This window comes from Amycolatopsis nalaikhensis, from assembly GCF_030264295.1.
Classification (GTDB): Bacteria; Actinomycetota; Actinomycetes; order Mycobacteriales; family Pseudonocardiaceae; genus Amycolatopsis; species Amycolatopsis nalaikhensis.
The window spans coordinates 4,463,079-4,489,804 of sequence record NZ_CP127173.1 but is presented as its reverse complement, the minus strand read 5'-3'; the positions used below and the strand labels follow the sequence as shown (position 1 = coordinate 4,489,804).

The 26,726-nt window shown below is 70.9% G+C and carries 24 protein-coding genes and 3 pseudogenes; 14 read left to right on the top strand and 13 right to left on the bottom strand.

Features of this window, described 5'->3' with window-relative positions:
* Window positions 1–31 precede the first annotated feature (31 nt).
* Window positions 32–835, bottom strand: coding sequence for an NBR1-Ig-like domain-containing protein (locus tag QP939_RS22215; protein WP_285458741.1), 804 nt, complete (start codon window positions 833–835; stop codon window positions 32–34).
* Window positions 836–923: 88 nt separating this feature from the next.
* Here QP939_RS22215 and QP939_RS22210 point away from each other — a divergent pair, with 88 nt between their 5' ends.
* Window positions 924–1,559: a Pr6Pr family membrane protein gene (locus QP939_RS22210; RefSeq protein WP_285458740.1), complete on the top strand. Its 636-nt coding sequence runs from the start codon at window positions 924–926 to the stop codon at window positions 1,557–1,559.
* Here the strand turns inward: QP939_RS22210 and QP939_RS22205 are convergent.
* Window positions 1,556–2,776, bottom strand: a complete 1,221-nt coding sequence (locus QP939_RS22205; RefSeq protein ID WP_285458739.1) for an NADH:flavin oxidoreductase/NADH oxidase family protein — start codon at window positions 2,774–2,776, stop codon at window positions 1,556–1,558. The two genes, QP939_RS22210 and QP939_RS22205, sit on opposite strands and share 4 nt — an antisense overlap.
* 97 nt (window positions 2,777–2,873) lie before the next feature.
* Between QP939_RS22205 and QP939_RS22200 the strand changes: the two are divergent.
* Window positions 2,874–3,498 (top strand): annotated as a pseudogene (locus QP939_RS22200) (MBL fold metallo-hydrolase).
* Here QP939_RS22200 and QP939_RS22195 read toward each other — a convergent pair.
* Window positions 3,495–3,962, bottom strand: a complete 468-nt coding sequence (locus QP939_RS22195) for a DUF309 domain-containing protein (protein ID WP_285458738.1) — start codon at window positions 3,960–3,962, stop codon at window positions 3,495–3,497. The pseudogene QP939_RS22200 and the gene QP939_RS22195 sit on opposite strands and share 4 nt — an antisense overlap.
* A 68-nt stretch (window positions 3,963–4,030) precedes the next feature.
* Between QP939_RS22195 and guaB1 the strand changes: the two genes are divergently transcribed.
* The gene (gene guaB1 / locus QP939_RS22190) at window positions 4,031–5,470 is read left to right on the top strand and encodes a GMP reductase (RefSeq protein ID WP_285458736.1); all 1,440 of its coding nucleotides are present in this window, start codon (window positions 4,031–4,033) and stop codon (window positions 5,468–5,470) included.
* A gap of 59 nt (window positions 5,471–5,529) precedes the next feature.
* Here guaB1 and phoH2 read toward each other — a convergent pair.
* Window positions 5,530–6,823, bottom strand: a pseudogene (gene phoH2 / locus QP939_RS22185) (RNA 5'-3' helicase PhoH2).
* 725 nt (window positions 6,824–7,548) lie between these two features.
* Between phoH2 and QP939_RS22180 the strand changes: the two are divergent.
* Complete coding sequence (locus QP939_RS22180; protein WP_285458735.1) at window positions 7,549–7,797, top strand: hypothetical protein; 249 nt, start codon at window positions 7,549–7,551, stop codon at window positions 7,795–7,797.
* A gap of 59 nt (window positions 7,798–7,856) precedes the next feature.
* Here the strand turns inward: QP939_RS22180 and QP939_RS22175 are convergent, their stop codons facing one another.
* Window positions 7,857–8,633, bottom strand: coding sequence for an isoprenyl transferase (locus QP939_RS22175; protein ID WP_285458734.1), 777 nt, complete (start codon window positions 8,631–8,633; stop codon window positions 7,857–7,859).
* Between the two features lie 113 nt (window positions 8,634–8,746).
* Here QP939_RS22175 and trhA point away from each other — a divergent pair, with 113 nt between their 5' ends.
* A complete protein-coding gene (gene trhA / locus QP939_RS22170; protein ID WP_285459815.1) occupies window positions 8,747–9,388 on the top strand; it encodes a PAQR family membrane homeostasis protein TrhA in 642 nt (213 codons plus the stop codon).
* A gap of 108 nt (window positions 9,389–9,496) precedes the next feature.
* On the opposite strand, the gene QP939_RS22165 is transcribed toward trhA, so the two are convergent.
* On the bottom strand, window positions 9,497–9,970 hold the full coding sequence (locus QP939_RS22165) for a carboxymuconolactone decarboxylase family protein (RefSeq protein WP_285458732.1): 474 nt from the start codon (window positions 9,968–9,970) through the stop codon (window positions 9,497–9,499).
* Window positions 9,971–10,264: 294 nt separating this feature from the next.
* On the opposite strand from QP939_RS22165, the gene QP939_RS22160 reads away from it, so the two are divergent.
* On the top strand, window positions 10,265–11,044 hold the full coding sequence (locus QP939_RS22160; RefSeq protein ID WP_285458731.1) for a PRC and DUF2382 domain-containing protein: 780 nt from the start codon (window positions 10,265–10,267) through the stop codon (window positions 11,042–11,044).
* 139 nt (window positions 11,045–11,183) lie between these two features.
* On the opposite strand, the gene QP939_RS22155 is transcribed toward QP939_RS22160, so the two are convergent.
* A complete protein-coding gene (locus QP939_RS22155; RefSeq protein ID WP_285458730.1) occupies window positions 11,184–11,369 on the bottom strand; it encodes a hypothetical protein in 186 nt (61 codons plus the stop codon).
* A 64-nt stretch (window positions 11,370–11,433) separates the two neighbouring features.
* Window positions 11,434–13,320: an acyl-CoA dehydrogenase family protein gene (locus tag QP939_RS22150; protein WP_285458729.1), complete on the bottom strand. Its 1,887-nt coding sequence runs from the start codon at window positions 13,318–13,320 to the stop codon at window positions 11,434–11,436.
* Between the two features lie 156 nt (window positions 13,321–13,476).
* Here QP939_RS22150 and QP939_RS22145 point away from each other — a divergent pair, with 156 nt between their 5' ends.
* Both QP939_RS22145 and QP939_RS22140 read left to right on the top strand, forming a co-directional pair.
* Window positions 13,477–14,466, top strand: coding sequence for a DUF6745 domain-containing protein (locus QP939_RS22145; protein ID WP_285458728.1), 990 nt, complete (start codon window positions 13,477–13,479; stop codon window positions 14,464–14,466).
* Window positions 14,467–14,486: 20 nt separating this feature from the next.
* On the top strand, window positions 14,487–14,915 hold the full coding sequence (locus tag QP939_RS22140; protein WP_285458727.1) for a DUF8820 family protein: 429 nt from the start codon (window positions 14,487–14,489) through the stop codon (window positions 14,913–14,915).
* Between the two features lie 59 nt (window positions 14,916–14,974).
* On the opposite strand, the pseudogene abmR reads toward QP939_RS22140, so the two are convergent.
* Together abmR and QP939_RS22130 are read right to left on the bottom strand one after the other, a co-directional pair.
* Window positions 14,975–15,531: pseudogene (gene abmR / locus QP939_RS22135) on the bottom strand (ATP-binding transcription factor AbmR).
* A gap of 86 nt (window positions 15,532–15,617) precedes the next feature.
* The gene (locus tag QP939_RS22130) at window positions 15,618–17,585 is read right to left on the bottom strand and encodes a thioredoxin domain-containing protein (RefSeq protein WP_285458726.1); all 1,968 of its coding nucleotides are present in this window, start codon (window positions 17,583–17,585) and stop codon (window positions 15,618–15,620) included.
* A 65-nt stretch (window positions 17,586–17,650) separates the two neighbouring features.
* Between QP939_RS22130 and QP939_RS22125 the strand changes: the two genes are divergently transcribed.
* Window positions 17,651–19,018, top strand: coding sequence for a 3' terminal RNA ribose 2'-O-methyltransferase Hen1 (locus QP939_RS22125; RefSeq protein WP_285458725.1), 1,368 nt, complete (start codon window positions 17,651–17,653; stop codon window positions 19,016–19,018).
* Window positions 19,015–21,507: a polynucleotide kinase-phosphatase gene (locus QP939_RS22120; protein ID WP_285458724.1), complete on the top strand. Its 2,493-nt coding sequence runs from the start codon at window positions 19,015–19,017 to the stop codon at window positions 21,505–21,507. Before QP939_RS22125 ends, QP939_RS22120 begins: the two co-directional genes overlap by 4 nt.
* Here QP939_RS22120 and QP939_RS22115 read toward each other — a convergent pair whose 3' ends face one another.
* Both QP939_RS22115 and mca read right to left on the bottom strand, forming a co-directional pair.
* Window positions 21,508–21,840 (bottom strand): hypothetical protein, encoded by a 333-nt coding sequence (locus QP939_RS22115; protein WP_285458723.1) that lies wholly within the window; start codon window positions 21,838–21,840, stop codon window positions 21,508–21,510.
* On the bottom strand, window positions 21,837–22,733 hold the full coding sequence (gene mca, locus QP939_RS22110; RefSeq protein WP_285458721.1) for a mycothiol conjugate amidase Mca: 897 nt from the start codon (window positions 22,731–22,733) through the stop codon (window positions 21,837–21,839). The genes QP939_RS22115 and mca overlap by 4 nt, the downstream gene beginning before the upstream one ends.
* A 136-nt stretch (window positions 22,734–22,869) precedes the next feature.
* On the opposite strand from mca, the gene QP939_RS22105 reads away from it, so the two are divergent.
* The 3 genes from QP939_RS22105 (at window position 22,870) to QP939_RS22095 (ending at window position 24,874) form a co-directional block, all read left to right on the top strand.
* Window positions 22,870–23,313 carry a DUF4307 domain-containing protein gene (locus QP939_RS22105; protein WP_285458720.1) on the top strand — a complete coding sequence of 148 codons (444 nt, stop codon included), beginning with the start codon at window positions 22,870–22,872 and terminating at the stop codon, window positions 23,311–23,313.
* 195 nt (window positions 23,314–23,508) lie between these two features.
* Entirely contained in the window at window positions 23,509–24,012 is a 504-nt protein-coding gene (greA, locus tag QP939_RS22100) for a transcription elongation factor GreA (protein WP_285458719.1), read from the top strand.
* Between the two features lie 49 nt (window positions 24,013–24,061).
* A complete protein-coding gene (locus tag QP939_RS22095; protein WP_285458718.1) occupies window positions 24,062–24,874 on the top strand; it encodes an MBL fold metallo-hydrolase in 813 nt (270 codons plus the stop codon).
* Window positions 24,875–24,934: 60 nt separating this feature from the next.
* Here QP939_RS22095 and QP939_RS22090 read toward each other — a convergent pair whose 3' ends face one another.
* The gene (locus QP939_RS22090) at window positions 24,935–25,408 is read right to left on the bottom strand and encodes an Lrp/AsnC family transcriptional regulator (protein WP_285458717.1); all 474 of its coding nucleotides are present in this window, start codon (window positions 25,406–25,408) and stop codon (window positions 24,935–24,937) included.
* 109 nt (window positions 25,409–25,517) lie between these two features.
* On the opposite strand from QP939_RS22090, the gene hppD reads away from it, so the two are divergent.
* On the top strand, window positions 25,518–26,717 hold the full coding sequence (gene hppD / locus QP939_RS22085) for a 4-hydroxyphenylpyruvate dioxygenase (protein ID WP_285458715.1): 1,200 nt from the start codon (window positions 25,518–25,520) through the stop codon (window positions 26,715–26,717).
* Window positions 26,718–26,726 lie beyond the last annotated feature (9 nt).

The following is a 26,726-nucleotide window of genomic DNA, read 5'->3' as shown; positions in this document are numbered from 1 at the left end:
CGCAATGGCCACCGGGCCGGGAAAGCCAAATTCAGGGCACGATCCGCACCGAGAAGAACACCGCGCGGGCGTCGGGCAGCAGCAGGTGCCCTTCGGAGTCGGCCATCTTCCAGTAGACCTGGCAGTGCCCGGGCGACGACGGCGCCCGCACCTCGACGGAGATCCGCACGTGCTCGCCCGGCGCCGTGTACGGGATCGGCACGCGGTCCGGCGTCACGCATTCGTCGGGCCCGCCGAACGAGCCCGAGCGCTTGAGGTACCGGCCGATCCATCCGACCGATCCGGCGTTGCGCAGCTCCCACGTCTTGACGAACGTGCTGCCCCCGGGCACCGGGGTGCCGTCGGGGACCGTGACGTCGGCGACGAACTCGGAGACGTCGCCCGTGCCCGCGGGCACCTCGGTGCGGAACGCGCCGCCGAACACGAGCGCGAGCGCCACCACCAGCACGACGGCGACGGTCGCGGCCAGCCCGTAGGCCGCCCACCGGCGTCGCGGCGACGGCTCGGGCGCTTCCGGTTCGCGGGCCTTTTCCCAGTGGCTCCGCCACTCCAGCCGCGCGGACGTCTCGTCCTGGCCCAGCACCCCGACCGCGAGAACCCGCGCGAACTCCCAGGCGGTCTCCCAGCTGGGCAGGTGCCGGCCCCGCGCGGCCGCCGACAGCGCGGACTTGGACGCCAGCGCGCCGAGTTCGTCGCGCATCCGGTCGTAGGACGGGTCGCCCGCCGCGCGTTTGAGCTCCCACAGCCGCCGCGCGAACGCGCCGACCGGCCCGGTGTCCTCCGCGGGGCCGAGCGCGACCCGCCCGCGCCGCCCCGGACTGCGTTCGCCGTCCATCGCCGCCGAGGATAGGACCCGCACCGGGTGACGGGCGCGCCCCGATCGAGTGGTCCACAGTGGAACTACCCGCGGGTATTCTGCGGCGATGCGCAGCGAGAAGCTCACCCGCGCCTGGTTCGCGATCACCGCGCTGGTCGCGCTGACCGGCCTGGTCGCCCAGGTGGTCGCGACCGCGGGCGACACCACCGGCCGGTTCACGACGGTGGCGGGCCGGGTCGCGAACCTGTTCTGCTTCTTCACGATCGACTCGAACCTGCTGGTCGCCGCGACGTCGGCGGTGGTCGCGCTGGGCGTCGCGCGCGGGCGGCTGTTCACCGTGCTGTGGCTCGACGCGCTGGTCGGCATCATCGTGACCGGCATCGTCTACCAGGTCGCGCTCGCCGGGCTGGTCGACCTGCACGGGCTGCCGCTGTTCGCCGACACCGTGCTGCACAAGGTGACGCCGCTGGTGTTCGTGCTCGGCTGGCTCCTCGCGGGCCCGCGCGGCACGCTGACCTGGCGCGCGGTGTGGTGGTCGCTGCTGTACCCGCTGCTCTGGCTGACCTTCACGCTGCCGCGCGGCGCGCTCACCGGCTTCTACCCGTACCCGTTCGTCGACGCGGGCGCGCTCGGCTACGGCCAGGTGGCCGTGAACTGCGTCTTCATCGGGCTGTTCTTCACCGCGCTCGCCGCGGGCGCGTTCCTCTACGACCGCCGCGTCAGCAGGCTCGAGCCCGCCTAGCCGCGGACGCGTCGGAACGCGTTGAGCCCGTCGGTCAGCCCGGCCTGCACCAGCGTCGGCAGCGCGCCGCGGCGGTCGACCGGCTTCCCGGCGGCGATCCGGTGCATCTGGCGGGTGTGCCACTGAATCTCGAGAAGGCTGTCGGCCAGCCGGATGCCGGTCTTCGGGCACCGCCGTTCGGCTTCGACGTCCTCGCCGCCGAGCAGTCGCGCCGGCAGACCCGGGTCGACGACGAGCGGCCGGCCGAGCCCGATGACGTCCAGCGCGCCGGAGCGCAACGCGTCCGTCATGCCGTCGGGCGTCGCGAAGCCGCCCGTGACCATCAAGGCGACGTCGGACACTTCGCGCGCCTTCGCGGCGTAGTCCAGAAAGTACGCTTCGCGCGCGACGGTGCTCGCGCGGCCGGAGCCCATCATCGCGGCTTTCTCGTACGTGCCGCCGGAAACCTCCAGCAGGTCGATGCCCACTTCACCGAGGGCGTGGACGACCTGCAGCGACTCCTCTTCGGTGAAGCCGCCGCGCTGGAAGTCCGCGCTGTTGAGCTTGACCGACACCGGGACGCCGTCGCCGACGGCCGCGCGCACGCGCCGCACCACTTCGAGCAGGAACCGGCGGCGGCGGACGGCGTCGCCACCCCAGGCGTCGGTCCGCAGGTTCGTCAGCGGGGACAGGAACTGGGAGACGAGGTAGCCGTGCGCGCCGTGGATCTGCACGCCCGCGAAGCCCGCTTCGACGAACGTGCGCGCCGCGACGCCGAAGCGTTCGATGATGGCTTCGATCTCTTCGCTCGTCAGGGCGCGCGGAGCGGCGAAGGCGGTGCGCACGCCTCGATCGCCGAAGGGCACCGCGGACGGCGCGACGGGTTCGCGCGACAGGTACCGCGGGCTCTGCCGTCCCGGGTGGTTCAGCTGGACCCACAGCCGCGTGTCCGTGCCGTCGACCGCGCTCGCCCACGGCCGGTAGACGTCGGCGTCCGGGGTCGCCGCGACGTTGCGCGGCTCGCCGAGCGCGGCCGGGTCGACCATGACGTTCCCGGTGATCAACGCACCGGCGCCGCCGCGGGCCCAGGTGCGGTACAGCTCGTACAGCTTCCGCGTCGGCGCGTTGCGCCGGTCGCCGAGTTGTTCGCTCAGCGCCGACTTGACCAGGCGGTTCGGCAGGACGGCGCCGCAGCGCAGCTTGAGCGGCTCCGCCAGGAGCTCCCGGGTCGCGGTCATCGCGGCACTCCTCGAACTTACCGACAGTAAGATTACCCGAAAGTAGCATACCGTCGGTATGTCGTCGACCCGCCCGCGGAGCATTAGGGTCGGGCGCATGACGGCGATCGTGCAGAACCTGGTGACCTCCGGTGTGTTCCAGCTCGACGGGGGCAGCTGGGACGTCGACAACAACGTGTGGATCGTGGGTGACGATTCGGAGGTGGTCGTCATCGACGCGGCGCACGACGCGAAGGCGATCGAAAACGTCGTCGGCGAGCGGAAGCTGCTGGCCATCATCTGCACCCACGCGCACAACGACCACGTCAACGCCGCCCCGGAGCTCGCCGACGCGACCGGCGCCCCGATCCTGCTGCACCCGGACGACCGGGTCGTCTGGGACCTGACGCACCCCGGCCGCGCCCCGGACGGCGAGCTGGCCGACGGGCAGGTCCTCACCGTCGCCGGCACCGAGCTTCCGCGTCATCCACACGCCGGGTCACGCGCCGGGCGCGGTCTGCCTGTACGCGGCGGAGCTGGGTGTGCTGTTCACCGGCGACACCCTGTTCAACGGCGGGCCCGGCGCCACCGGACGGTCCTATTCGGACTACCCGACCATCGTGAAGTCGATCCGCGAGAAGCTGTTCACGCTGCCGGACACGACCAAGGTGCACACCGGCCACGGCGACGGCACGACGCTCGGCGCGGAGAAGGCGGCGTCGAGCGGCTGGGAGCAGCCCTAGCCGGTCAGCCGCGGCGGGGCCGGGGTCACCCGCACCCGCCGCTTCGCCTCTTCGGCCAGGCTCCGCGCCCACTCCTGCAGCCCGGCGACGTCGATGCCGTGGGGCGGATCACCCCGGAACGGCTCGATGTTCGCCGAGCCCCGCTCCAGCAGCGACACCGCGCCCACGACGTTGCCGCGCGCCGCGTGCGTCAGGCCGACCGCGAGCTGCGCGAGGCCGCGCCAGAGCTCGCGGTCGGAGCCGTCGGTCGACTTCCACGCGTCCTCGAAGACCTCGTGCGCGTGGAACGGCTTGCCGTCGTCGAGCAGCCGCTGCGCCTCCGCAAGCGTTTGCGACGGCGTCCGCTCGATGCCCTCCGGCTGGCGCTCGACGCCGTCGGCGCCGTACGGCAGCGGGCGGCCGAGGCCGTCGCGCGGCCGTGCGTTGCGTGCCCGTCCCTCGGCGTCCCGGTCGCGGCGGCTCATGCCCCCGATCCTCCCACGGGCCCGGCCGCGTTCGCCGTCTCCCGGACTGCCCCGTAGTCTGGGGACTCGTGCGTTTCCTCGACGGCCACCGGCCCGCTCACGACCTGACCTACGACGACGTGTTCCTGCTGCCGAACCGTTCGGACGTGGAGTCCCGCTTCGACGTCGACCTGTCCACCGCGGACGGCACCGGCGCGACGATCCCGATCGTGGTCGCGAACATGACCGCGGTCGCCGGCCGCCGGATGGCCGAGACCGTCGCCCGGCGCGGGGGCCTGGTGGTGTTGCCCCAGGACGTGGACAGCTCCGCCGTCGCCGAGATCGTCGGCTGGGTGAAGAGCCGCCACACGGTGTGGGACACCCCGCTGGTGCTGACCGGCGGCGACGCGGTCGCCGACGCCCTCAACCTTGTCCACAAGCGCGCCCACGGCGCGGTCGTCGTCGTGGACGGCGAAGGCCGCCCGGTCGGCATCGTCGACGAAGCGGCCTGCGCGGGTGTCGACCGCTTCGCGCGCCTCGCCGACGTCGCGCAGCCCGCGGCCGTCGCGGTCCCGCTCACGACGCCGCCGCGCGAGGTGTTCGAGCAGCTCCACAGCCACGGCGCCCAGCTCGCGCTCGGCCTCGACGCCGAAGGCCGCCTCGCGGGCGTGCTGACCGCTGTCGGCGCGTTGCGCGCGGAGATCTACACGCCGGCGGTCGACGACGCGGGCAAGCTGCGCGTCGCGGCCGCGGTCGGGGTCAACGGCGACGTCGCTTCGAAGGCCGAAGCCGTGCTCGACGCGGGCGTCGACGTGCTGGTCGTCGACACCGCGCACGGCCACCAGGAGAAGATGATCGCGGCGCTGAAGGCTGTCCGGTCGGTGTCTCCGAAGGTCCCGGTGGTCGCCGGGAACGTGGTCACCGCCGAGGGCACGCGCGACCTGATCCAGGCCGGCGCCGACGTCGTCAAGGTCGGCGTGGGGCCGGGCGCGATGTGCACGACCCGGATGATGACCGGCGTGGGCCGCCCGCAGTTCTCCGCGGTCGCCGACTGCGCGGCCGCCGCGCGCGAGCTGGGCAAGCACGTCTGGGCCGACGGCGGCGTCCGCCATCCGCGCGACGTCGCGCTCGCGCTGGCCGCCGGCGCGTCGGCGGCGATGGTCGGCTCGTGGTTCGCCGGCACCTACGAATCCCCCGGCGACCTGCGGTTCGACGAGCAGGGACGGCCGTACAAGGAGTCGTTCGGGATGGCGTCGAAGCGCGCCGTGGGCGCGCGGACGCGCACGGACAACGTCTTCGACCGCGCGCGGAAGGCGCTGTTCGAGGAGGGCATCTCGTCGTCGCGGATGTCCCTCGACCCGCAGCGCCCCGGCGTCGAGGACCTGCTGGACTCGATCGGCTCCGGCGTCCGCTCTTCGTGCACCTACGCGGGCGCTCGCACCCTGGAGGAGTTCCACGAGCGCGCGCTGCTGGGCGTCCAGTCGGCGGCAGGCTTCGCGGAGGGCCGCCCCCTCCCCTCGGGCTGGTGACCGCGGTCGTGAGTGTTTAGGGCGGTTAGAACCGCCCTAAACGCTCACGACCCGCTACGTCAGCCGTGGTCCTCCAGCATTTCGGTGACCAGGGCCGCGATCGGTGACCGCTCGGAGCGCGTCAGCGTGACGTGCGCGAACAGCGGGTGGCCCTTCAGCTTCTCGATCACCGCCGAGACGCCGTCGTGGCGGCCGACGCGCAGGTTGTCGCGCTGGGCGACGTCGTGCGTGAGCACCACCCGGGACGCCGTGCCGAGCCGCGAGAGCACCGTCAGCAGGACGTTCCGTTCCAGTGACTGCGCCTCGTCGACGATCACGAACGCGTCGTGCAGCGAGCGGCCGCGGATGTGGGTCAGCGGGAGCACCTCGAGCATGCCGCGGTCGAAGACCTCGTCGAGGACGTCCTGGCTGACCAGCGCGCCGAGGGTGTCGAACACCGCCTGCGCCCACGGCTGCATCTTCTCGCTCTCGGACCCGGGCAGGTAGCCGAGGTCCTGGCCGCCGACCGCGTAGACCGGCCGGAACACCACGACCTTGCGGTGCTGACGGCGTTCCATCACCGCCTCGAGCCCGGCGCACAACGCCAGCGCCGACTTGCCGGTGCCGGCCCGGCCGCCCAGCGACACGATGCCGACGTCGGAGTCGAGCAGCAGGTCGAGCGCGACGCGCTGCTCGGCGCTGCGACCGTGCAGGCCGAACGCCTCGCGGTCGCCCCGGACCAGCCGGATGCGCTTGTCCGCCGTGATCCGCCCCAGCGCGCTGGAGCTGCCCGCGAGCAGCCGCAGCCCGGTGTGGCAGGGCAGTTCGGCGAGCTCGTCCATGCCCCACTCGAGGGGGTCGACGGTGCTGCCGCCGAACAGCGCGTCCAGCACCTCCTGCTGGACGTCGACGTCCGCCATGCCGGTCCAGCCGGACGGCGTCACCTCCTGCGCGCGGTACTCGTCCGCCTCGAGACCGACGGCCCCGGCCTTGACCCGCAGCGGGATGTCCTTCGTCACCAGCGTGACCGCCTGGTTCTCGGCCGCGAGGTTGAGCGCGCAGGCGAGGATGCGGTGGTCGTTGGAGTCGGTCCGGAACCCCGACGGGAGCACCGACGGGTCCGAGTGGTTCAGCTCCACCTGCAGCGTGCCGCCGTGGTCCCCGATGGGGAGCGGCGCGTCGAGCCTGCCGTACTGCCGGCGCAGGTCGTCGAGCATGCGCAGGGACTCCCTGGCGAACCAGCCGAGCTCCCGGGTGGTGGCGCTTCGCCTCCAGTTCACTGATGACGACCAGCGGAAGCACGACGGCATGCTCGGCGAAGCGGGTGACCGCCCACGGGTCCGACAAGAGGACCGACGTGTCGAGCACGTACATGTGCTGCTGGGATTCGGGCGAGGTCGAGGCTTTCCCCGGGCCGGGAACGGCACCGGTCGAAGAGTGGCCAGAGGCCTTACGGGGCAAACGCTGCGCAGTCACGACGGCATCTCCCTCGAGGGCGTGTGCACCTCACGCCCGCACTCGCTGGGCCGGGCACCTCCCTGGCTGGACCACTCCCTCTGACCGGTGGGTCAGGTGGCGCGGCCACGAGGGCCGGGTGCCGGCCCCCTCGTGCGTCTCGTGGGCGGCTTAGCCGCCCCCTCGATCACCGTCACGACCAGGGCCTCCCGCGAGGACCCGCACGGAACGCGCGCCCTCATCTCGGAAGGTACCCACGAATGCCGGATCGCGCAGGGAGCCAACACGGTGATTCGCCAGATCGTCACCTCACTGTCGGTCGTCCGACATCAGCGGGACGTGACGATCACCGTGCGTGACGACACTCTCGATCGATACACCCACGGCGGAATGATCTTACCGGGAATTGCTGACCCGTTGTATTCACAAGATCGACTGAAGAGCTTTTACCACGTTCGGTTCCCCGACGCATTTTCCGCGACCGGAATCGAACCGGTCCGAGTGAAAGCGCCTGCACACGGCTCACACAATGGGCTTACGCGGCGGACGGGACGCCGGATAAGCGAGTAATTTTCTGGCTGCGGGACACACCACCGGACCCCCGGTGCCCCGGATCCCAACAGTTCTACCTAGGAGTGTGCGAAGTGCTGAAGAAGGCTGGTTTCGTCGCCGCCACCGCTGCGGGCCTGATGATGGTGGGCAGCACCGCGTTCGCCGCGACGGGCGACACGACGGGCACCCCGGACCCGACGTTCGGCGACGCGTACGCCACGTTCATCGAGGGCGGCGGCGCCCTGGGCTACGGTGCGGCCTCCCTGGTCGCCGGTGCCTACACGGGCATCGCCACCACCCCGGCGCTGATCCTCCACTCGCTGGAGCACCACCACCACTGAGTGCGGTTGCCGAAGGGCCCCGGAGTTCGCTCCGGGGCCCTTCGGCGTTTCCCGGGTTCTCAGGATCCGAACCGGCGGTGGCGCCAGGCGTAGTCGCGCATGGCGCGCAGGAAGTCGACCCGCCGGAACGCGGGCCAATACGCCTCGGTGAACCAGAATTCCGAATGCGCGGACTGCCAGAGCAGGAATCCGGAAAGCCGTTGCTCGCCGGAGGTGCGGATGATGAGATCCGGGTCGGGCTGCCCCGAGGTGTAGAGGTGCTCGGAGATGTGGTCGACGTCGAGGATTTTCGCGAGCTCGTGAATCGTGGTGCCTTCGTCGGCGTGCTGGAGCAGCAGCTTGCGCACGGCGTCCGCGATTTCCTGGCGCCCGCCGTAACCGACGGCGACGTTGACCTCCATGCCGGTCCGCCCCTCGGTGCGCGCGGCGGCTTCGCTGAGTCGCTTGGCCACTTCGGCGGGTAGCAGATCGAGGGCGCCGACGATCCGCAGCCGCCACGGCGTCCCGGGCGCGGCGAGCTCGTCGGTGACGTCGGTGATGATCTTCAGCAGGGGCGTGAGCTCGTCCGGGTCCCGGTTGAGGTTGTCGGTCGAGAGCAGCCACATGGTGACGACCTCGACCTCGGCCTCCTGGCACCAGCTCAGGAAGTCGGCGATCTTCTTCGCCCCGGCCCGGTGGCCGTCCGAAACGTCCGTGAAGCCCGCTTCACGGGCCCAACGGCGGTTGCCGTCGAGCATGATGGCGATGTGCCGGGGGTGCCGCCCCGCGGCTTGCTGGATGAGGCGCCTGCCGTAGGCGCTGTACACGACGTCGGACAAGAAGGAGCGCACACTCACGTCGAAGCAGCCTACGCACTCGGTGTGAGGCGCGTGACTCGACCGCTGCCGGGCAACTTACGGTCCCGTAACCTGGAGGGGTGAGCCTGACGACGGAACCACCCGAGCCCGTTGTGGACCTCCGCCCCCGGCTGCGAGGTCACATCCACTTCTGGACCTTCTTCGGCGCCCTTGCCGCTGCTGCCGCGTTGATCAGCCTGGCGGCGTCCACTGTGTCTCCGGTGGCCGCTCTTGCCACGTCGGTCTACGGGCTGACTGTGCTGGGGTTGTTCGGTGTGAGCGCGCTGTACCACCGGCGGTTTTGGAGCCCTCGCGCTTACAAGTGGATGAAGCGTGCCGATCACTCCATGATCTTTCTCTTCATCGCTGGGACTTACACGCCGTTCACGCTCCTGGCCATGTCCAAGCCGACCGGGTACGTGATCCTGTCCATCGTCTGGGGCGGGGCTCTTGCCGGTGTTGCGCTGAAGATGTTGTGGCCCCATGCCCCTCGGTGGCTCGGAGTTCCCATCTACATCGCGCTTGGCTGGGTTGCTGTCTTCGTCTTTCCTGAGCTGGCCACCCATGCTGGGGTTGCCGCTTTGGTGCTTCTCTGCGTTGGTGGGCTTTTTTATACGCTTGGGGCGGTTTTTTATGCCGTCAAATGGCCTAACCACTGGCCGGATACCTTTGGGTATCACGAGTACTTCCATGCCTGCACCGTGCTTGCCGCCGTGTCCCACTACATCGCCATCTGGTTGGCGATGTACGCCTGAGGGCACTCCGCTGCCTCTGGCCCGAGATGTAGCTCGATGGCGAGGTGCCGTTACGCCGGGGGAGGCTTCGTTCGCACTCCCCCGCGAACGAAGCCTCCCCCTTCACCCTCAGCCGAACATGCCCGGCTGGTACTCGCCCGCCGGGTTGCGGGCGATCACGTTCAGCCTGTTCCACGCGTTGATCGTCGCGATCAACGCGATCAGCGCCCCCACCTGCTCGTCGTCGTAGTGCTTGCGGACCGCTTCCCACGTGTCGTCCGAGACCCCTTCGTGCGCGTCCGCCAGGCGGGTTCCCTCCTCCGTCAACGCCAGCGCCGCTCGCTCCGCCTCCGTGAACACCACCGCTTCGCGCCACGCCGCCACCATGGCCAGGCGGACCGGCGTTTCGCCCGCCGCCGCCGCGTCCTTCGTGTGCATGTCCAGGCACATTCCGCAGCCGTTGATCTGGCTCGCGCGGATCTTCACCAGCTCCTGCGTCGCCTTCGGGAGCGACGACTCCTCCACCGGGCGGGAGGCCGCGATCAGGCGCTTGACGAACTTCGCGGTGATCTCGTTCTCGAACATGTTGATGCGCGCTTCCATCGTTCTTCCCTTCCGTCTTCCCGTTTCACCCCCTTGACGACCCGCGCGACGGCGGTGTGACAGCGCGGGACGTGGCGCCCGTCACATCCACACCTTCGCGGCATCACCCACGCTCCCGGCCCCCGCCGGGACACCCCTCTCCACCTGCGGGGACACCTCGGACCTCGCCAGGAGACCACTCCTTAAACCACCACTTTCCGGGGTCACCCACACGAACACCGCGGCGGTTGCCGTGATCATCCGGGCGGCCGACCGTGGCTCCAGGAACCCCCGTGCGAAAGGAGCAGACAGACCATGCAACCCCAAGAGCTCATCGACAGCGCCGTCGTCGACCCGGCCGGCAACAAGCTCGGGAAGGTCGGGAACGTCTACCTCGCCGACGCCACTCGGCAGCCGGAGTGGATCACCGTCAAGACCGGACTCTTCGGCACCAAGGAAAGCTTCGTCCCGCTCTCCGGTGCCCACACCGACAAGGACGGCGTGCACGTGCGGGTCGACAAGGACGCCGTCTCCGATGCGCCGCGCATCGATGCCGACGGGCACCTCTCGCCCGAGGAAAGCGCTCAGCTCTACCAGCACTACGGCCTGCCCGTGCCGCGGACCTCGCCCGATGGCCGGATGGACGCCGGGAAGGGCGGCCGGCCCGGGGACCGCACGCAGCGGCGGGATCCCGCCATGGGGGGCACCGGGCGGGGCAAGTCCGAAATGGACGGCAAGTCCATGACCCGCTCCGAAGAACGGCTCGACGTCGGCACCGAGCAGGTCGAGAGCGGGCACGTCCGCCTGCGCAAGTACGTCGTCACCGAAGAGCAGCAGGTCACCGTACCCGTGCGGCACGAAGAAGTCCGCGTCGAGACCGAACCCATCACCCGCGGCGACGGCAAGGCCGAGATCGGCGAGGCCGAACAGGACGTCGTCCTGCACGCCGAGAAGCCCGTGGTGCGCAAGGAAACCGTGCCCGTCGAGCGGGCCCGGCTGCGGACCGAGACCGTCACCGACGAGCAGACCGTCTCCGGCAAGGTGCGCAAGGAGAAGTTCGAGGTCACCGACGACGAAGGCAAGCACCGCAAGTGAAAGCCACGGGGGTGGCCGGTTCCCCGACGCCGGCCACCCCCGTCTTTTCAGGCCACCGCGGCCTGGACGCGCGGCAAGCCCGCGATCAGCTTCAGGCCCTTCTTCCGCAACGACGGCGGGAACGGCGGCATCGACAGAGTCATCGCCTGGTCCCAGCCGTGGACGCAGAGCTCAGCACCGCGGTCGCGATGCTGAGCGCGAAGTGCTCGCCCAGAACCTTCCGCAGCGACCCCACCTTGGCCATGGCGACCACTTCGGGCGTTTCGCCCGGTTGCATCATCGGTGCGGCGGTTTCGAGCAAGCGTCTTTCGCGGCGTGCGCCCATCGCGGGTCCTTCGGGGAGTTCGGAGAAGCGGGACGCGCAAGGATAAGCGACCCCGCCCGATCCCCTACCGCAGCATCGGTGCCGCCAGGAACTGCTCCGGGATCGCGAACGCGTCCACCAGCGCCCGCGCGTGCGGGCGCAGCTGCGCGCACAGGCCGTTCACCGCCGCGGTGACGGCCTTCCCGCGCGACGCCGTCAAGCGCCCGTGGCCCAGGAACCACGCCAAGTCCTCTTCGATCGCCGACAACGCGTACAAGTCGCAGACGCGCTCGAGCAGCGTGCGGGCGTCCGGGTCCGCGCACCGCTCGATCGCCGCCGTGAACGCCGTCAGCACCAAGCGCTCCACGTGCACCCGGCCCGCGCGCAGCACGTGGTCCTGCGCCGCGTTGAACACCCCGAACGGGTCCGCCGCCGCCTTGCGCAGGCGCTTCGCCACGCCCTCGACCACGTGCTCTTCGCGATCCTCGAACAGGCGGAGCTGCCACTCGCGGCGGAAGAACACCTCCGCGTCGGAACCCTCGGTGAGCGCCTCGACGGCCTTGCGCGCCGACGTGCGTTCCAGGACCGCGCTGACCACCTGCTCGGCGAAGAACCGCGCTGTCGCCAGCGGGGAAAGGTCCTGGAAGTCCTGTTTGTAGCTGGTCAGGAGCCCCTTCGCGACCAGCTGCAGCAGCACCGTGTTGTCGCCCTCGAACGTGGTGAACACGTCCGTGTCGGCCTTCAGCCCGGGCAGGATGTTCTCCGCCAGGTACCCCGAGCCGCCGCAGGCCTCGCGCGCCGCCTGGATCGTCGCCGTCGCGTGCCACGTGTTCACCGCCTTCAGCCCGGCCGCGCGCGATTCCAGCTCGCGCTGCTCCTCTTCGGGCGCCGAGTCGTCGATGTCGTGCAGCTTCGACACCAGCTCCTCCTGCGCGAAGTGCAGCGCGTACGTCTTCGCCAGCGCCGGGAGCAGCTTCCGCTGGTGGGCCAGGTAGTCGAGGATGACGACCTCGTCGCCGTCCGGGGTCTGGAACTGCCTACGGTGCTCGCCGTAGCGGATCGCCAGTGCCAGTGCGCGTTTCGTCGCGCTGCCCGCGCTGCCGCCGACGCTCACCCGGCCGCGGATCAGCGTGCCGAGCATCGTGAAGAAGCGGCGGCCGTCGCTCTCGATCGGGCTCGAATACGTCCCGTCCTCGGCGACGTCGCCGAAGCGGTTCAGCAACGCCTCGCGCGGCACCCGGACGTTGTCGAAGCTCAACCGTCCATTGTCGACGCCGTTGAGGCCCGCCTTCGGCCCACAGTCCTCGATGGACACTCCGGGCATCGGCGCACCCGACTCGTCGCGGATCGGCACCATGAACGCGTGCACGCCACGGGATTCGCCGCCCGTCACCAGCTGGGCGAAGACCACCGCCATCCGGCCGTCGCGGGCCGCGTTGCCGATGTACTCCTTCTGCGCCATGTGATCCGGCGTGCTGACCACGAACCCGCCGTCCACATAGGTCGCTGTCGTGCGCAGGTGCTGGACGTCGGAGCCGTGGCCGTGCTCGGTCATCGCGAAGCAGCCCAGCAGGTCCAGGTTCATGATCGCGCGCAGGTAGCGCTCGTGGTGGCGCTCGGTCCCCAGCAGCTGGACGGCGCCGCCGAACAGTCCCCATTGGACACCGGCCTTCACCATCAGCGACAGGTCGCCGTAGCCCAGCATCTCGAACGACGTCACCGAGCCGCCGACGTCACCACCGCCACCGTACGCCGGGTCGAAACCCAGTCCGGGGCGGTCGGTTTCGGCGAGCGCGCGCAGCTGGTCGAGCACCTGGGCCCGGTGCGCCTCGGTGCCGAGGTCGATCGGGTCCCGGAACTCGGCGTCGGCCATCTGCGCCCGCACCCCGCGGCGCAGCTCGGCCCAACGACCGTCGAGGACGGCGGTGAGCGCGTCCGGGTCCACCTTCGACGGCACTTCGGGGACGTCCACGGCTACCTCCGGAAAAGACTGACCTACTCGTTGGTAGTAAGCCTGCCGCAGGGCGGGCGATCCCGCAGGGTCAGCTCGGGTGACCGTTGCGCGATCGCGGACCGGCTGTCATGATCGGGCCATGTCGATCCGAAAGGGCGTGCGCGCCCTCGCGCGTTGAGCGCCTCGCGGCGGCCGGACCGCCGTTCTCCCGATATTTCCCGGTGGCTGAGCCACGCCTTCCGCACGGACCCCGCTGACCGCGTCGCGGCCGAAGACGCCATCACCCGGCTCTACGCGTTGCTGGGCGAGCCGCCACCCACGTTCGTCTGGGTGCCCTCGCCGAACGCCGCCGTCGAGGTTTTGCTGCCCCCGCAAGCACTTTCGACGGGCGGGCCGCTCCCGGTGGAGGCGCGGATCGCGACCCGCGTGGCCGCGTTGCGGCAGCGCGGACCGCGGCTCCCGGCCGAACTGCGGCAGACCGTCAAGGAATCCGTCGCGGGCCTGGTGCGGGCGCGGATTCCCCAGCCGCTCGGCCTGCACTGGTACGGCCAGCAGGACGCCTACTGGGTCGCGCCGGACACCGGTGACCCCGAACTCGAGCTGTGGGCGACGCTCGTGCGTTCCTGCGGCTGGTGGTGGCCGCGCGACGGCGTCTGCGTCGTCGCCGAGCGACCGCTGGTGCTGCGAACCGAGCAGCACGGAAACGCCCACGAGCACCGGCTCCACAGCGCGACCGGGCCCGCGGTGGCCTATCCCGACGGCTGGACCGTGCACGCCTGGCACGGGACGCGCGTGCCGTCCTGGGTGATCGACGACCCCACCGCCGAGCGGATCAACACCGAGCTCAACGTCGAGGTGCGCCGCTGCGCGATCGAGCACCTCGGCTGGTCCGCCTATATCGACCAAGCCGGGCTGGACCTGCTGAGCCGGGCCCCCGATCCCGGCAACCCGGGCTGTGAGCTGCGGCTTTACACCCTGCCGCCGATGAAGTGGCAAGCACCGGCCCGGCTGCTGCTGGCCGTCAACGGCTCGCTGGAGCGCGACGGCACCCGCCGCCGCTACGGCCTGCGCGTGCCCGCCGGATTCGACCACCCGCTCGACGCCGCGGGCTGGTCGTACGGGCTCACCGGAGCCCAGTACGCCCAGCTGCGGCGCCGGACCTGAACCCCCTTGAGGTGATTCCCTTGTACCTGAACGAACTGCTCGACAAGACCGGACTCGACGTCCTGGACCACCTGGACCGCCAGGTCACCGTGCCGGTGGTCGACGGCCTGCAGGCCCAAGGCGACCTGCTCGTCCTGCCGCTGGCCCTGCTCGACTGGACGTCGGGGCGCGGCGACTGGTGGCCATTGCCCGCCGAAGGCCGCGAACTCGTCCGCGGCGAGGCGGGCAACAACCCGCACACGCTCGTCGCCGATCCCGGTACCTGCCGGTTCACCCTCTGGGTGCGCGATCCCGAGCGGCTGGCGGTCGCCGCCTTCGAGAACATCACGCCCGCGTACCTCGTCCACCCCGAGCACGGCGCCACCGGCATCGCGCCCGGAGCGTGGTTCGTGCGCCGTCAGCGCGAGCTGGGCGCCGGGTTCCGCAAGCCGGTGCTGATCGCGGACTGAACGTCTTGAATGACTCATTCAGGTCTTCGGAGGTCCTGAATGAGTCATTCCGGACGCCGTCAGGCGAGGTCGGGACCCTTCGAGCGCAGGTCGTCGACCTTGCTCATGGCCTCCCGCAGCTCGCCGAGCCAGCTGTCGGCGTGCTGGCCGACCAGGCGCACCGCCCAGGCCAGCGCGTCCGACCGCGACCGCGCGACCCCGGCGTCGACCAGCGTGTCGAGCACCAGCCGCTCCGGCTGGCGCAGGCGGGTCATCACCGGCGCCGAATGCGTCGTGAACAGCGCCTTCGTCCCGCCGAGCTTCGCGCCCCACGCGACTTTGCGCTGGTAGCGGTGCTCGGCCTGGCGCGCGATCTCGATGCGCTCGTCGCGCGTCTCCTCGCGGTACCGGCTGATCCGGCCCTCCTCGGCGGCGGCGCGGGCCGCGTCGTCGGCGTACTCCTCGGTGAGCGGCGGAGCTCGCCGACGACGATGATCTCCTCGCGGTCGACCGTGACCTCCGGCGCGCCGGTGAACCAGCCGTCGGGCAGCCGCCCGCCGAACCAGGCCGCCGCGTCGTCCGCCGGCGGCACCTCGGCCTGCTGCCAGCCGCGGCCGCCCTTCCAGCCTCGTCCCATGTCGCACCTCCGCGATTACATGATTACATCGCTACTCACGCTACGCGCGAAGCATGGAGATCGGGGACGGCGTTCACCCAGGGCGATCAGAGCTGGGCGGTCAGCTCCTCGGCCGAGGTGACCGGGCGGTCGCAGACGTAGCCGCGGCAGACGTAAGCCGTCGGGCCGCCGTCGACCAGGGGACGGTCCGCCAGCAGCGGCACACCGGGAGCGTCCGGCTCGCCCGCGAGCACGATGCCGCCGCCGTGGATCCCGCGAGCCGCGGCCAGCCGCAACGCCGGGTCCGCGCCGACGACCGCCACCTGCACCGGCCCGGCCTGCAGCGCTTCGGCGACCGACAGCCAATGCCCGGCGAACCGCGGCACCCGCCCGGCCAGCACCCCGGCACGGCGAAGCGCCTGCTCAGCGGCCTCGCGGTAGCGCGCGGCACGCTCGTACCCCGCCAGCGCGGACGCCGTGAGCAGTGCCCCGGCCAGCGCGGACGCCCCGGCCGGGCTCGCGTTGTCGCCCGGGTCGGCCGGGCGCTGGACCAGCGTCTCGGCGTCGTCCGCGGTGTCGAAGTACGCGCCCGGGACGTCGGGGGACGCGAAATGCGCGAGCGCGAGGTCGAGCAGCCGGGTCGCTTCGGTGAGCCACTTCGCCTCGCCCGTGGCCTGGTGCAGGGCCAGGAACCCGTCGGCGACGCAGGCGTAGTCCTCCAGCACCCCGGCCGACTCGCCGACGACGCCGTCGCGCGAACTGCGTCGCAGCCGCCCGTCGACGACGTGCAGGCGCAGCAGCAGCACGGCCGCCTCACGGGCCCATTCGATCCACTGTGGACGATCGAGGGCGACGCCCGCCTCGGCGAGAGCCGTGATCGCCAGGCCGTTCCAGGACGCGATCACCTTGTCGTCCCGGCCCGGCTGAGGCCGCTTCGCGCGCTCTTCCAGCAGCTTGACGCGCATCTCCTCCGGCAGGTCGCCGAACAGGCGCAGGGTCGACGTGCCGTGCTCGAACGTGCCTTCTTCGGTGACCCCGAACAGCTCGGCCGCGGAGTCGTCGCCGACCACCTCACGCAGCTGCGATGGCGTCCACACGTACGTCAGGCCCTCGACGCCTTCGGTGTCCGCGTCCAGCGAGGACGCGAAGCCGCCTTCGGGGGTCCGCAGATCGTCGGCGAGGAACTGCGCGGTGCCGGTCGCGACCCGCAATGCCGTCGCCGAGCCGGTGCGCCGCCAGAGGTGGGCGTAGAAGCGCAGAAGCAAAGCGTTGTCGTACAGCATCTTCTCGAAGTGCGGCACGATCCACTCGGCGTCGACGGAGTAGCGCGCGAAGCCGCCGCCGAGCTGGTCGTACAGGCCGCCGCGGGCCATCGCCTCCGCGGTCTTGTCCACAAGGGACAGCGCCACTTCGGAGCCGGTGCGTTCGTGGTGGCGCAGCAGGAACTCCAGCACCATCGACGGCGGGAACTTCGGCGCACGGCCGAACCCGCCGTTGACCGGGTCGGCTTCCTGCTGCAGCTGCCCGACCGCACCGGCGAGCACGGCTTCGTCCACAACGGACTCCTTGAGCGGCCCGGTCTGCTCGGCGATGTGCGCGACGAGCCGCTTCGCGCCGTCGAGGAGTTCGTCCGGCCGCTCCTGCCACGCTTCGGCGACGGCGGCGAGCAGCTGCCGGAAGGACGGCATGCCCGGCCGCGGCGACGGCGGGTAGTAGGTGCCGCAGTGGAACGGCTCGCCGTCGGGGGTGAGGAAGCAGGTCATCGGCCAGCCGCCCTGCCCGGTCATCGCCTGGGTGGCGGCCATGTAGACGGCGTCGATGTCCGGCCGTTCCTCGCGGTCGACCTTGATGTTGACGAAGTGCGCGTTCATCACGGCGGCGGTTTCGGCGTCCTCGAAGGACTCGTGCGCCATGACGTGGCACCAGTGGCAGGCGGCGTACCCGACGGAGAGCAGGATGGGCACGTTCCGCCGCCGCGCCTCGGCGAGCGCATCGGCGCCCCACTGCCACCACTCGACGGGGTTGTCGGCGTGCTGGAGCAGGTACGGGCTGGTCGCGCTGGCGAGGCGGTTCATGCCTCCAGGGTGGCACCCGGGAAAACCGGGCGCGCGGTCACCGGTCGCTCCGCCACACTGAGCCGGTGTTGCTGACGATCACGACGACCCGCACCCCCGCCACCGACCTGGGCTTTCTCCTGCACAAGCATCCGGAGAAGGCGCAGTCGGTCGCGCTCTCGGCCGGGACCGCGCACGTCTTCTACCCCGAAGCCGCGCCGGGGCGGTGCACCGCCGCGCTGTTCGTCGAGATCGATCCCGTCGGGCTCGTCCGCGGTGGTGGGACCTCGCTGACCCAGTACGTCAACGACCGGCCCTACGCCGGGGGCTCGTACCTCGCCGTCGCGTTGCGGGCCGCCTTCACGACCGCTCTCGCCGGGCGCTGCTCCGCGCGTCCCGAGCTCGTCGACGAGCCCTTCGACCTGGAGATCCACCTTCCCTCGCTGTCCGCGCGCGGGGGTGCCGAGGTCGTGCACAAGCTCTTCGCGCCGCTCGGCTGGCAGGTCAGCGCGACGCCGATCCCGCTCGACCCGCAGTTCCCGCAGTGGGGCGACAGCCGGTACGTCGACCTGCGGCTGACCGGCACCCAGCGCGTCGCCGACGCGCTGCGCCACCTCTACGTCCTGCTGCCCGCGCTCGACGGTGACAAGCACTACTGGGTCGGCCAGGACGAGGCCGACAAGCTGCTGCGCGCCGGCGACGGCTGGCTCGCCGCGCACCCCGAGCGGACGCTCATCACCAACCGGTACCTCGAGCGGCGCCGCCCGGTCGTGAACTACGCGCTTTCGCGGCTCGCCGAGGCCGACGACGTCCCGGCGGAGGCCGAGGCCGTCGTCACCGAGCTGCCCGACAAGCCGGAGAGCCTCGCCTCGCAGCGCCACGGCAGCGTGCTCGCCGTGCTGCGGGCCGCGGGTGCCCGGCGTGTCCTCGACCTCGGCTGCGGCAGCGGTGCGCTGCTGCGCGTCCTCGAGAAGGAGCGGTCCTTCACCGAGATCGTCGGCGTCGACGTCTCCAGCAGCGCGCTGAACGTCGCGGAGAAGCGGCTCAAGGACAACAGCCGCGTCACGCTGCGGCACTCCGCGCTGACCTACGCCGACCCGGCGCTGGCCGGCTACGACGCCGCCGTGCTGATGGAGGTCGTCGAACACGTCGACGAGGAGCGGCTGCCCGCGCTGGAGCACGCCGTCTTCGAGGTCGCCGCGCCGCGGACCGTCGTCGTCACGACGCCCAACGCGGAGTACAACCGGCTGTTCGAATTCCTGCCGATGGGGCATTTCCGGCACGCCGACCACCGGTTCGAATGGACCCGAGCCGAGTTCCGCGCCTGGGCGGACGGCGTCGCGACCCGGCGCGGCTACGACGTCCGGTACCTGCCGATCGGACCGGAGGACCAGGAATCGGGACCGCCGACCCAGCTGGCGGTCTTCACGACCAGCAAGGAGGTGGCCGCGTGAAGCTGACCGTCCCCGACATGTCGCTCGTCGTGCTCGTCGGCGCTTCCGGTTCCGGCAAGTCGACGTTCGCGCGCACGCACTTCGCGCCGACGCAGGTGCTCTCCAGCGACTTCTTCCGCGGCCTCGTCGCCGACGACGAGAACGACCAGTCCGCCTCCGCCGACGCCTTCGACGCCCTGCACTACGTCGCCGGGAAGCGGCTCGCGGCCGGCCGGATGACCGTCATCGACGCGACGAACGTCCAGCGCGCTTCGCGGGCGAGCCTGGTGAAGCTCGCGAAGGAGCACGACGTCCTGCCGACGGCGATCGTGCTCGACTTGCCGATCGCGGTCTGCGCGGCGCGCAACGCGGCCCGCCCGGACCGCGACTTCGGCGACCACGTCATCCGGCGGCAGCGCGGTGAGCTGCAGCGGTCGCTGAAGTCGTTGGAGCGCGAGGGTTTCCGGCGTGTGCACGTGCTGCGCGGCGAGGCCGAGGTGGCCGAGGCGGAGATCGTCGTCGAGCCGCTGCGCAACGACAAGCGCGAGCTGACCGGGCCGTTCGACGTCATCGGCGACGTCCACGGCTGCGCGGCCGAGCTCGAGGAGCTGCTGGCCGAGCTGGGCTACGTCGACGGCGTGCACCCGGCCGGGCGGACCGCGGTGTTCGTCGGCGACCTCGTCGACCGCGGGCCGGACACCCCGGGTGTGCTGCGGCGCGTGATGGGGATGGCCGCGGCCGGGAACGCGCTGGTCGTCTGCGGGAACCACGAGCAGAAGCTGGTGCGCGCGCTGCACGGCCGGAAGGTGAACGTCGCGCACGGGCTCGCCGAGTCGCTCGAGCAGCTCGGCGCGGAGAGCGAGGAGTTCCGGCGGCAGGTGCACGAGTTCTGCGACGGGCTCATCGCGCACTACGTCCTCGACGGCGGCAACCTCGTCGTCGCGCACGCCGGGCTGCCCGAGCGCTACCACGGGCGCGCGTCCGGGCGCGTGCGCAGCATGGCCCTCTACGGCGACACGACCGGCGAGACCGACGAGTACGGCCTGCCGGTGCGGCTGCCGTGGGCCCGCGACTACCGCGGGTCCGCGATGGTCCTCTACGGGCACACGCCGACGCTGGAGCCGGAGTGGGTCAACAACACCATGTGCCTCGACACGGGCGCGGTGTTCGGCGGCAAGCTGACCGCGTTGCGCTACCCCGAGCGCGAAGTCGTCTCGGTGAAGGCGCACCGCGTCTGGTACGAGCCGACCAAGCCGCTCGACGCGTCGCGGCCGTTGGGTGGGCGCGAGCCCGCGGTGCTGGAGCTGGCGGACGTCACCGGCAAGCGGATCGTGCAGACCGCGCACCACGGCCGGGTCGGCGTCTCGGCGGAGCAGTCGGCGGCGGCACTGGAGGTGATGAGCCGGTTCGCGGTCGACCCGCGGTGGCTGCTCTACCTGCCGCCGACGATGGCGCCGTGCTCGACGTCTTCGCGGGAGGACTACCTGGAGCACCCGGAGGAGGCGTTCGCCGAGTTCCGCGCGGCCGGCGTCCAGTCGGTCGTCTGCGAAGAGAAGCACATGGGCTCGCGGGCCGTCGTGCTGGTGTGCCGGGACGACGAAACCGGCTACCGGCGGTTCGGCATCCGCGGCGGCGGCGCGGTGTACACGCGCACCGGGCGGCCGTTCTTCTCGGCCGCGCAGAACCTCGAGCTGCTGGCGGACGTGCGGTCGGCGGCCGCCGACCTGTTCGACGAGCTGGACACGGGCTGGCTGCTGCTCGACGCCGAGCTGCTGCCGTGGAGCGCCAAGGCGGGGTCGCTGATCTCTTCGCAGTACGCGTCGGTGGGCGCGGCGGCCGAAGCCGTCCTGCCCGCCGCGGTCTCGGCGCTGTCGACGACGGCCGCACGCGGCATCGACGTCTCGGACCTGCTGGCGCGGACGGCCACCCGGTCGTCCACAGTGGACTCCTACCGGGCGGCGTACCGGCGCTACTGCTGGCCGACGTCGGGGCTCGACGGGGTGCGGCTGGCGCCGTTCCAGCTGCTGGCGTCCGAGGGTCGGGCGTACCACGACCGGCCGCACTCGTGGCACCTCGCGCGGCTGGAGAGCCTCGCGGGTCCGCGCTTCCAGCGGACCCGGACGCTGGCGGTCGACACGCTGGACGAGTCGTCGGTCGCCGCGGGCATCGCGTGGTGGGAGGAGCTGACCGCGTCCGGCGGCGAGGGCATGGTCGTCAAGCCCTCGGCGAACCTGACGCGGGGCGCGCGCGGGCTGGCGCAGCCCGGGGTGAAGGTGCGCGGGCGCGAGTACCTGCGGATCATCTACGGGCCCGACTACACGCTGCCGTCGAACCTGGAGCGGCTGCGCAAGCGCGGGCTCAACCGGAAGCGGATGCTCGCGCTGCGCGAGTACGCGCTCGGCCTCGAGGCGCTCGAGCGCGTGGCACGGGGCGAGCCGCTCTGGCGGGTCCACGAATGCGTGTTCGCGGTCCTCGCGCTGGAGTCGGACCCGGTCGACCCGCGGTTGTAGCTAGTCGGTCTTCGACGCGGCCGAGGAGTCCTTCGCGGGCTTCTCGGCCGCTTCGTCCTGCTTCTTCTCTTCGGCCTTCTCCGGCTCCGGCGCGGCCTCTTCGGCGGGCGGGTCGTCGAAGCTCGCCGGGACGCGCTTCAGGTGCTTCGTCATCGAGCGGACCAGGAAGGCCACCGCGATGAGGAACAGGATCAGCACCAGGAAGCCGACCGGGGACGACTTGCCGAAGTCCTCCCCCTGCCCGCCGTTGTCGCCGTTGCCCGGTTGCTGCGCCCACACCAGGGCCGACGCGGTCACCGGAAGCGCCACGCCGGCCGGCAGCGTCAGACTCATGTGTTCACCTTCTCCTTGATGCCGGCGAACAGGTCGTCCTCCGGCAAGGTGCTGTCCACCAGGGACTTGACCAGCTCGTACTCCTCGGTCGGCCAGACCTCGCGCTGCATCTCCAGTGGAACGGCGAACCAGCGGCTGGTCGGGTCGATCTGCGTGGCGTGCGCCTTCAGCGCCTCGTCCCGCAAGTCGAAGTATTCACCGCACTCGACGCGGGTCGTCACCCGCTCCATCACATCGGCCCGGTCCGGGTCCCAGTTGGCCAGCCACTCGGTGTACGGCGACTCGAGCCCGGCCTCCTTCAGCGCCCGGTCGAACAGCTCCATCCGGGCCCGCGAGAAGCCGTGCATGTAGTACAGCTTCAGCGGCTGCCACGGCTCGCCGGCGTCGGGGAAGCGGTCCGGGTCCGGCGCCGCGTCCCACGCCGCCATCGACACCTCGTGCGTGCGGATGTGGTCGGGGTGCGGGTAGCCGCCGTTCTCGTCGTACGTCGTGATCACGTGCGGGCGGAACTCGCGGATCACGCGCACCAGCGCCTCGGTCGACTCCTCCAGCGGCACCACGGCGAACGAGCCCTCCGGCACCGGCGGCAGCGGGTCGCCCTCCGGCAGGCCGGAGTCGACGAAGCCCAGCCAGCGGTGGCTCACGCCGAGGATCTTGGCCGCGCGAGCCATCTCCTCGCGGCGGATCTCGGCCATGTTCGCCAACACCTCGGGCCGGTCCATCGCCGGGTTCAGGATGCTGCCGGCTTCACCCCCGGTGCAGGTGACGACGAGCACCTCGTGACCTTCGGCGGCGTAGCGCGCCATCGTGGCGGCGCCCTTGCTCGATTCGTCGTCCGGGTGTGCGTGCACGGCCATCATGCGCAAGCGCGGCTTCGTCTGCTGGTCCACCATGCTGCGAACGACTCCTTCTCTACCCGTATTCCGCGACCCACCTGCGGGCCGCCCACCCAGCGGGCGGATACTCGAAGCCGTACCCGCACCCCCATTGTCCCCGCGGGTACGACAAGAACGAGCAGGAGGCCCCGCGTTGGCAGGCGGACCGGCGGAAACGGCAGCCCCCGTGCTGCCCGAAGGCCGGTACGGCACCAGCCGCGCCAAAGCGCCCCGGAAGTGGCGCCGGTGGGTCTTCCTGGCCGTCGCCCTGCTGGTCAGCGGCGTGATCGCGTGGATCGCGTACGTCAACCTCGGTTCCGCGCCGATCGACGCCGAGCGCATCGCGTTCAAGGCGAAACCGGGCAACGCGATGGAAATCACCATCAACGTGACCAGGGACGACGACAGCAGGCCGGGCGTGTGCGTCGTCCGCGTCCGCGACAAGACCGGCGCCGAGAGCGGCCGCAAAGAGCTCCTGGTCCCCGCCGGCGCGAAGTACAGCAGGATGAGCACGACGATCAAGAGCATCGGGGAACCGGTGACCGCCGACGTGTACGGCTGCTCGTACGACATACCACGCTATCTGTCAACCCCATAGCGGCCAACGGGGTGAACCGCGCGCCCAACGCCCGGGGCGTGCGGAATTAACGGGCGTCGACCAGTCGCGCCGTGATAGTCTGACCCCTCAGCACGGCCCACGACGGGCCGTGTTTTTCCTTTATCTCAGCCACGCGGGCAACTGCGCCCGCGTGGGCCGGCTTGAACACGCAAGCCTGGCAGGCCCGACGAGGAGATGGTGACCGTGAGCGACACCAAGGTGACCTGGCTCACCCAGGATGCCTACGACCGGCTCAAGCAGGAGCTCGACGAAATGATCGAGAACCGGCCGGTCATCGCCGCGCGCATCAACGACAGCCGCGAAGAAGGCGACCTCAAGGAGAACGGCGGCTACCACGCCGCCCGCGAAGAGCAGGGCCAGGCCGAAGCGCGCATCCGGCACCTCCAGGAGCTGCTGCGCTCGGCCAAGGTCGGCGAGGCTCCCGCGAACGACGGCACCGCCGGCCCCGGCAAGGTCCTCACCGTCCGGTACGAGGGCGACGACGAGGACGAGAAGTTCCTGCTCGCCACCCGCGAAGAGGGCGCCGAGGGCGAGCTCGACGTGTACTCCCCGGAGTCGCCGCTGGGCAAGGCCCTGCTCGGCGCCAAGGAGGGCGAGTCGCGCGAGTACGAGCTGCCCAACGGCAAGACCCAGAAGGTCACCCTCGTCAAGGCGGTTCCGTACACCGACGCCAAGTAGCCGCGGCTAGCGTGTCCTCCCAGGATCCACATTCTGGGAGGACATCGCCGTGACCACGTACCCGATCTGCCAGGCCTGCGGCATGCAGTACGCCGAGGCCCGCGACGACTGCCCGGTCTGCGAGGACGAACGCCAGTACGTCCCGCTGTCCGGGCAGCGCTGGACGAACCTGACCGCGCTCCGGGACAGCGGTGACTACACGCCGCGCGTCGAAGAGCAGGGGCCGGGCATCATCGGCGTCGGCTCGACGCCGGGGTTCGCGATCGGCGAACGCGCGCTGCTGGTCCAGGCGCGGTCGGGGAACTTCCTCTGGGACTGCGCGGCCTACCTCGACGACGCGCTGGTGAAGCAGGTCCGCGACCTCGGCGGCATCACCGGGATCGCGATCAGCCACCCGCACTACTACACGACGATGGTCGAGTGGGCGCACGCGTTCGACGTGCCGATCTACCTGCACGAAGGCGACCAGCAGTGGATCGGCAGGCCGGACCCGGCGGTCAAGCTGTGGTCGGGCACGACCCTGGACGTCGCCGACGACCTGCGGCTGATCAACCTGGGCGTGCACTTCACGGGCGGGACGGTCCTGCACTGGCCGGACGGCGAAAACGGGCAGGGCGCGCTGCTGTCCGGCGACATCGTGCAGGTCATCCCGGACCGGACGCACGTGGGCTTCATGTACAGCTACCCGAACCTGATCCCCGAGCGCCCGCGGGTCGTGCGCCGCGCGGCGGAGCTGCTGGCCGGGTACCGCTTCGAGGCGATCTACGGAGCTTGGTGGGACGCGATCGTCCGCACCGACGGCTTCGAGGTCGTCCAGCGCTCGGCCAAGCGCTACCTGGCCCACGTCGTCGACGAAGGCTGAGCGAGCAGTCTGCCGCGGCTTGTCGTGAGTGTTCAGGGCGGTTAGAACCGCCCTGAACACTCACGACCGGGCCGTGCGCTCCAGCAGGGGGCGGACCCGCGGGGGCACCGGGGTCGACAACGCGATCGACGTCGACGTCCGCAGCACGTCCGGCACGCCGACCACCTCGTCGATCACCCGCTGCAGGTCGTCGTTCCCCCGCGCCACCATCCGGACGAACAGGTCGCCCTGGCCCGTCGTCGCGTGGACTTCGCACACCTCGTCGATCGCCGAAAGCGCTTCCGCCACCTCCGCGCGGCGGCCCTGCGCGATCTCGAGCACCGCGAACGCCGTCAGGCCGTAGCCCATCGCCGCCAGGTCCAGCTCCGGCGGGAAGCCGCCGAGGATGCCGCGCTCGGTCAGGCGGTCCAGGCGCGCCTGGACCGTTCCGCGCGCGACGCCGAGCCGGCGCGCGCACTCCAGCACCCCCAGGCGCGGGGAGTCCGTGAGCAACAGCAGCAGTCGCGCGTCCAGCGCATCCAGGTTCTCCGGCATGCACAGATTGTCCACGATGACGACCGATACCGAGCAGTCACCGGTCAGATTGTCCAGTGAAAACTGAGACGATTGCGCATCTTGCCCCGAAGGGATGATCCTTCGGGGTATGACCCAGACTGCCGAACCCCAGGGTGCGCTCGACGACGTCAGCTACGACCAGCTGCGTCAGCTCGTCGGGCTCGTGGACCACGACGCCTCGACCGACCCGTTCCCGGTCAAGGCCATGGACGCGGTGGTGTTCATCGCCGGCAACGCCACCCAGACCGCCTGGTACTACCAGATCGCGTTCGGGATGCAGCTCGTCGCGTACTCCGGCCCCGAGACCGGGAACTTCGAGCGCAAGTCCTACGTGCTGAAGTCCGGCTCGGCCCGGTTCGTCATCACCGGCGGGGTGAAGCCGGACTCGCCGCTGCTGGACCACCACCGCAAGCACGGCGACGGCGTCATCGACCTGGCGCTGGAGACCACCGACGTCGACAAGTGCATCGAGCACGCCCGCGCGCAGGGCGCGACCATCCTCGAGGAGCCGCACGACGTCTCCGACGAGCACGGCACGGTCCGCGTGGCGGCCATCGCGACCTACGGCGAAACCCGCCACTCGCTGGTCGACCGCTCGCGCTACACCGGCGTCTACCTGCCCGGCTACGAGCCGCGCGAGAGCACGATCAAGCGGCCCGAAGGCGCACCGAAGCGGCTGTTCCAGGCCATCGACCACTGCGTCGGCAACGTCGAGCTCGGCAAGATGGACTACTGGGTCGACTGGTACCACCGCGTCATGGGCTTCGTGAACATGGCGGAGTTCGTCGGCGACGACATCGCGACCGAGTACTCGGCGCTGATGAGCAAGGTCGTCTCGAACGGCAACCACCGCGTCAAGTTCCCGCTGAACGAGCCCGCCGTCGCGAAGAAGAAGTCGCAGATCGACGAGTACCTCGAGTTCTACGACGGTGCCGGCTGCCAACACATCGCGCTGGCCACCAACGACATCATCGCCACGGTGACGGCGATGCGCGCCGCCGGCGTCGAGTTCCTCGACACGCCGGACTCCTACTACGACGACCCGGAGCTGCGCGCCCGGATCGGCAACGTCCGCGTGCCGATCGAGACGCTCAAGGAGCACAGCATCCTGGTCGACCGCGACGAGGACGGCTACCTGCTGCAGATCTTCACGAAGCCGATCGGCGACCGCCCGACCGTCTTCTACGAGCTGATCGAGCGCCACGGCTCGCTGGGCTTCGGCAAGGGCAACTTCAAGGCCCTGTTCGAGGCGATCGAGCGTGAGCAGGAGCGCCGCGGCAACCTGTAGCCCAACTGG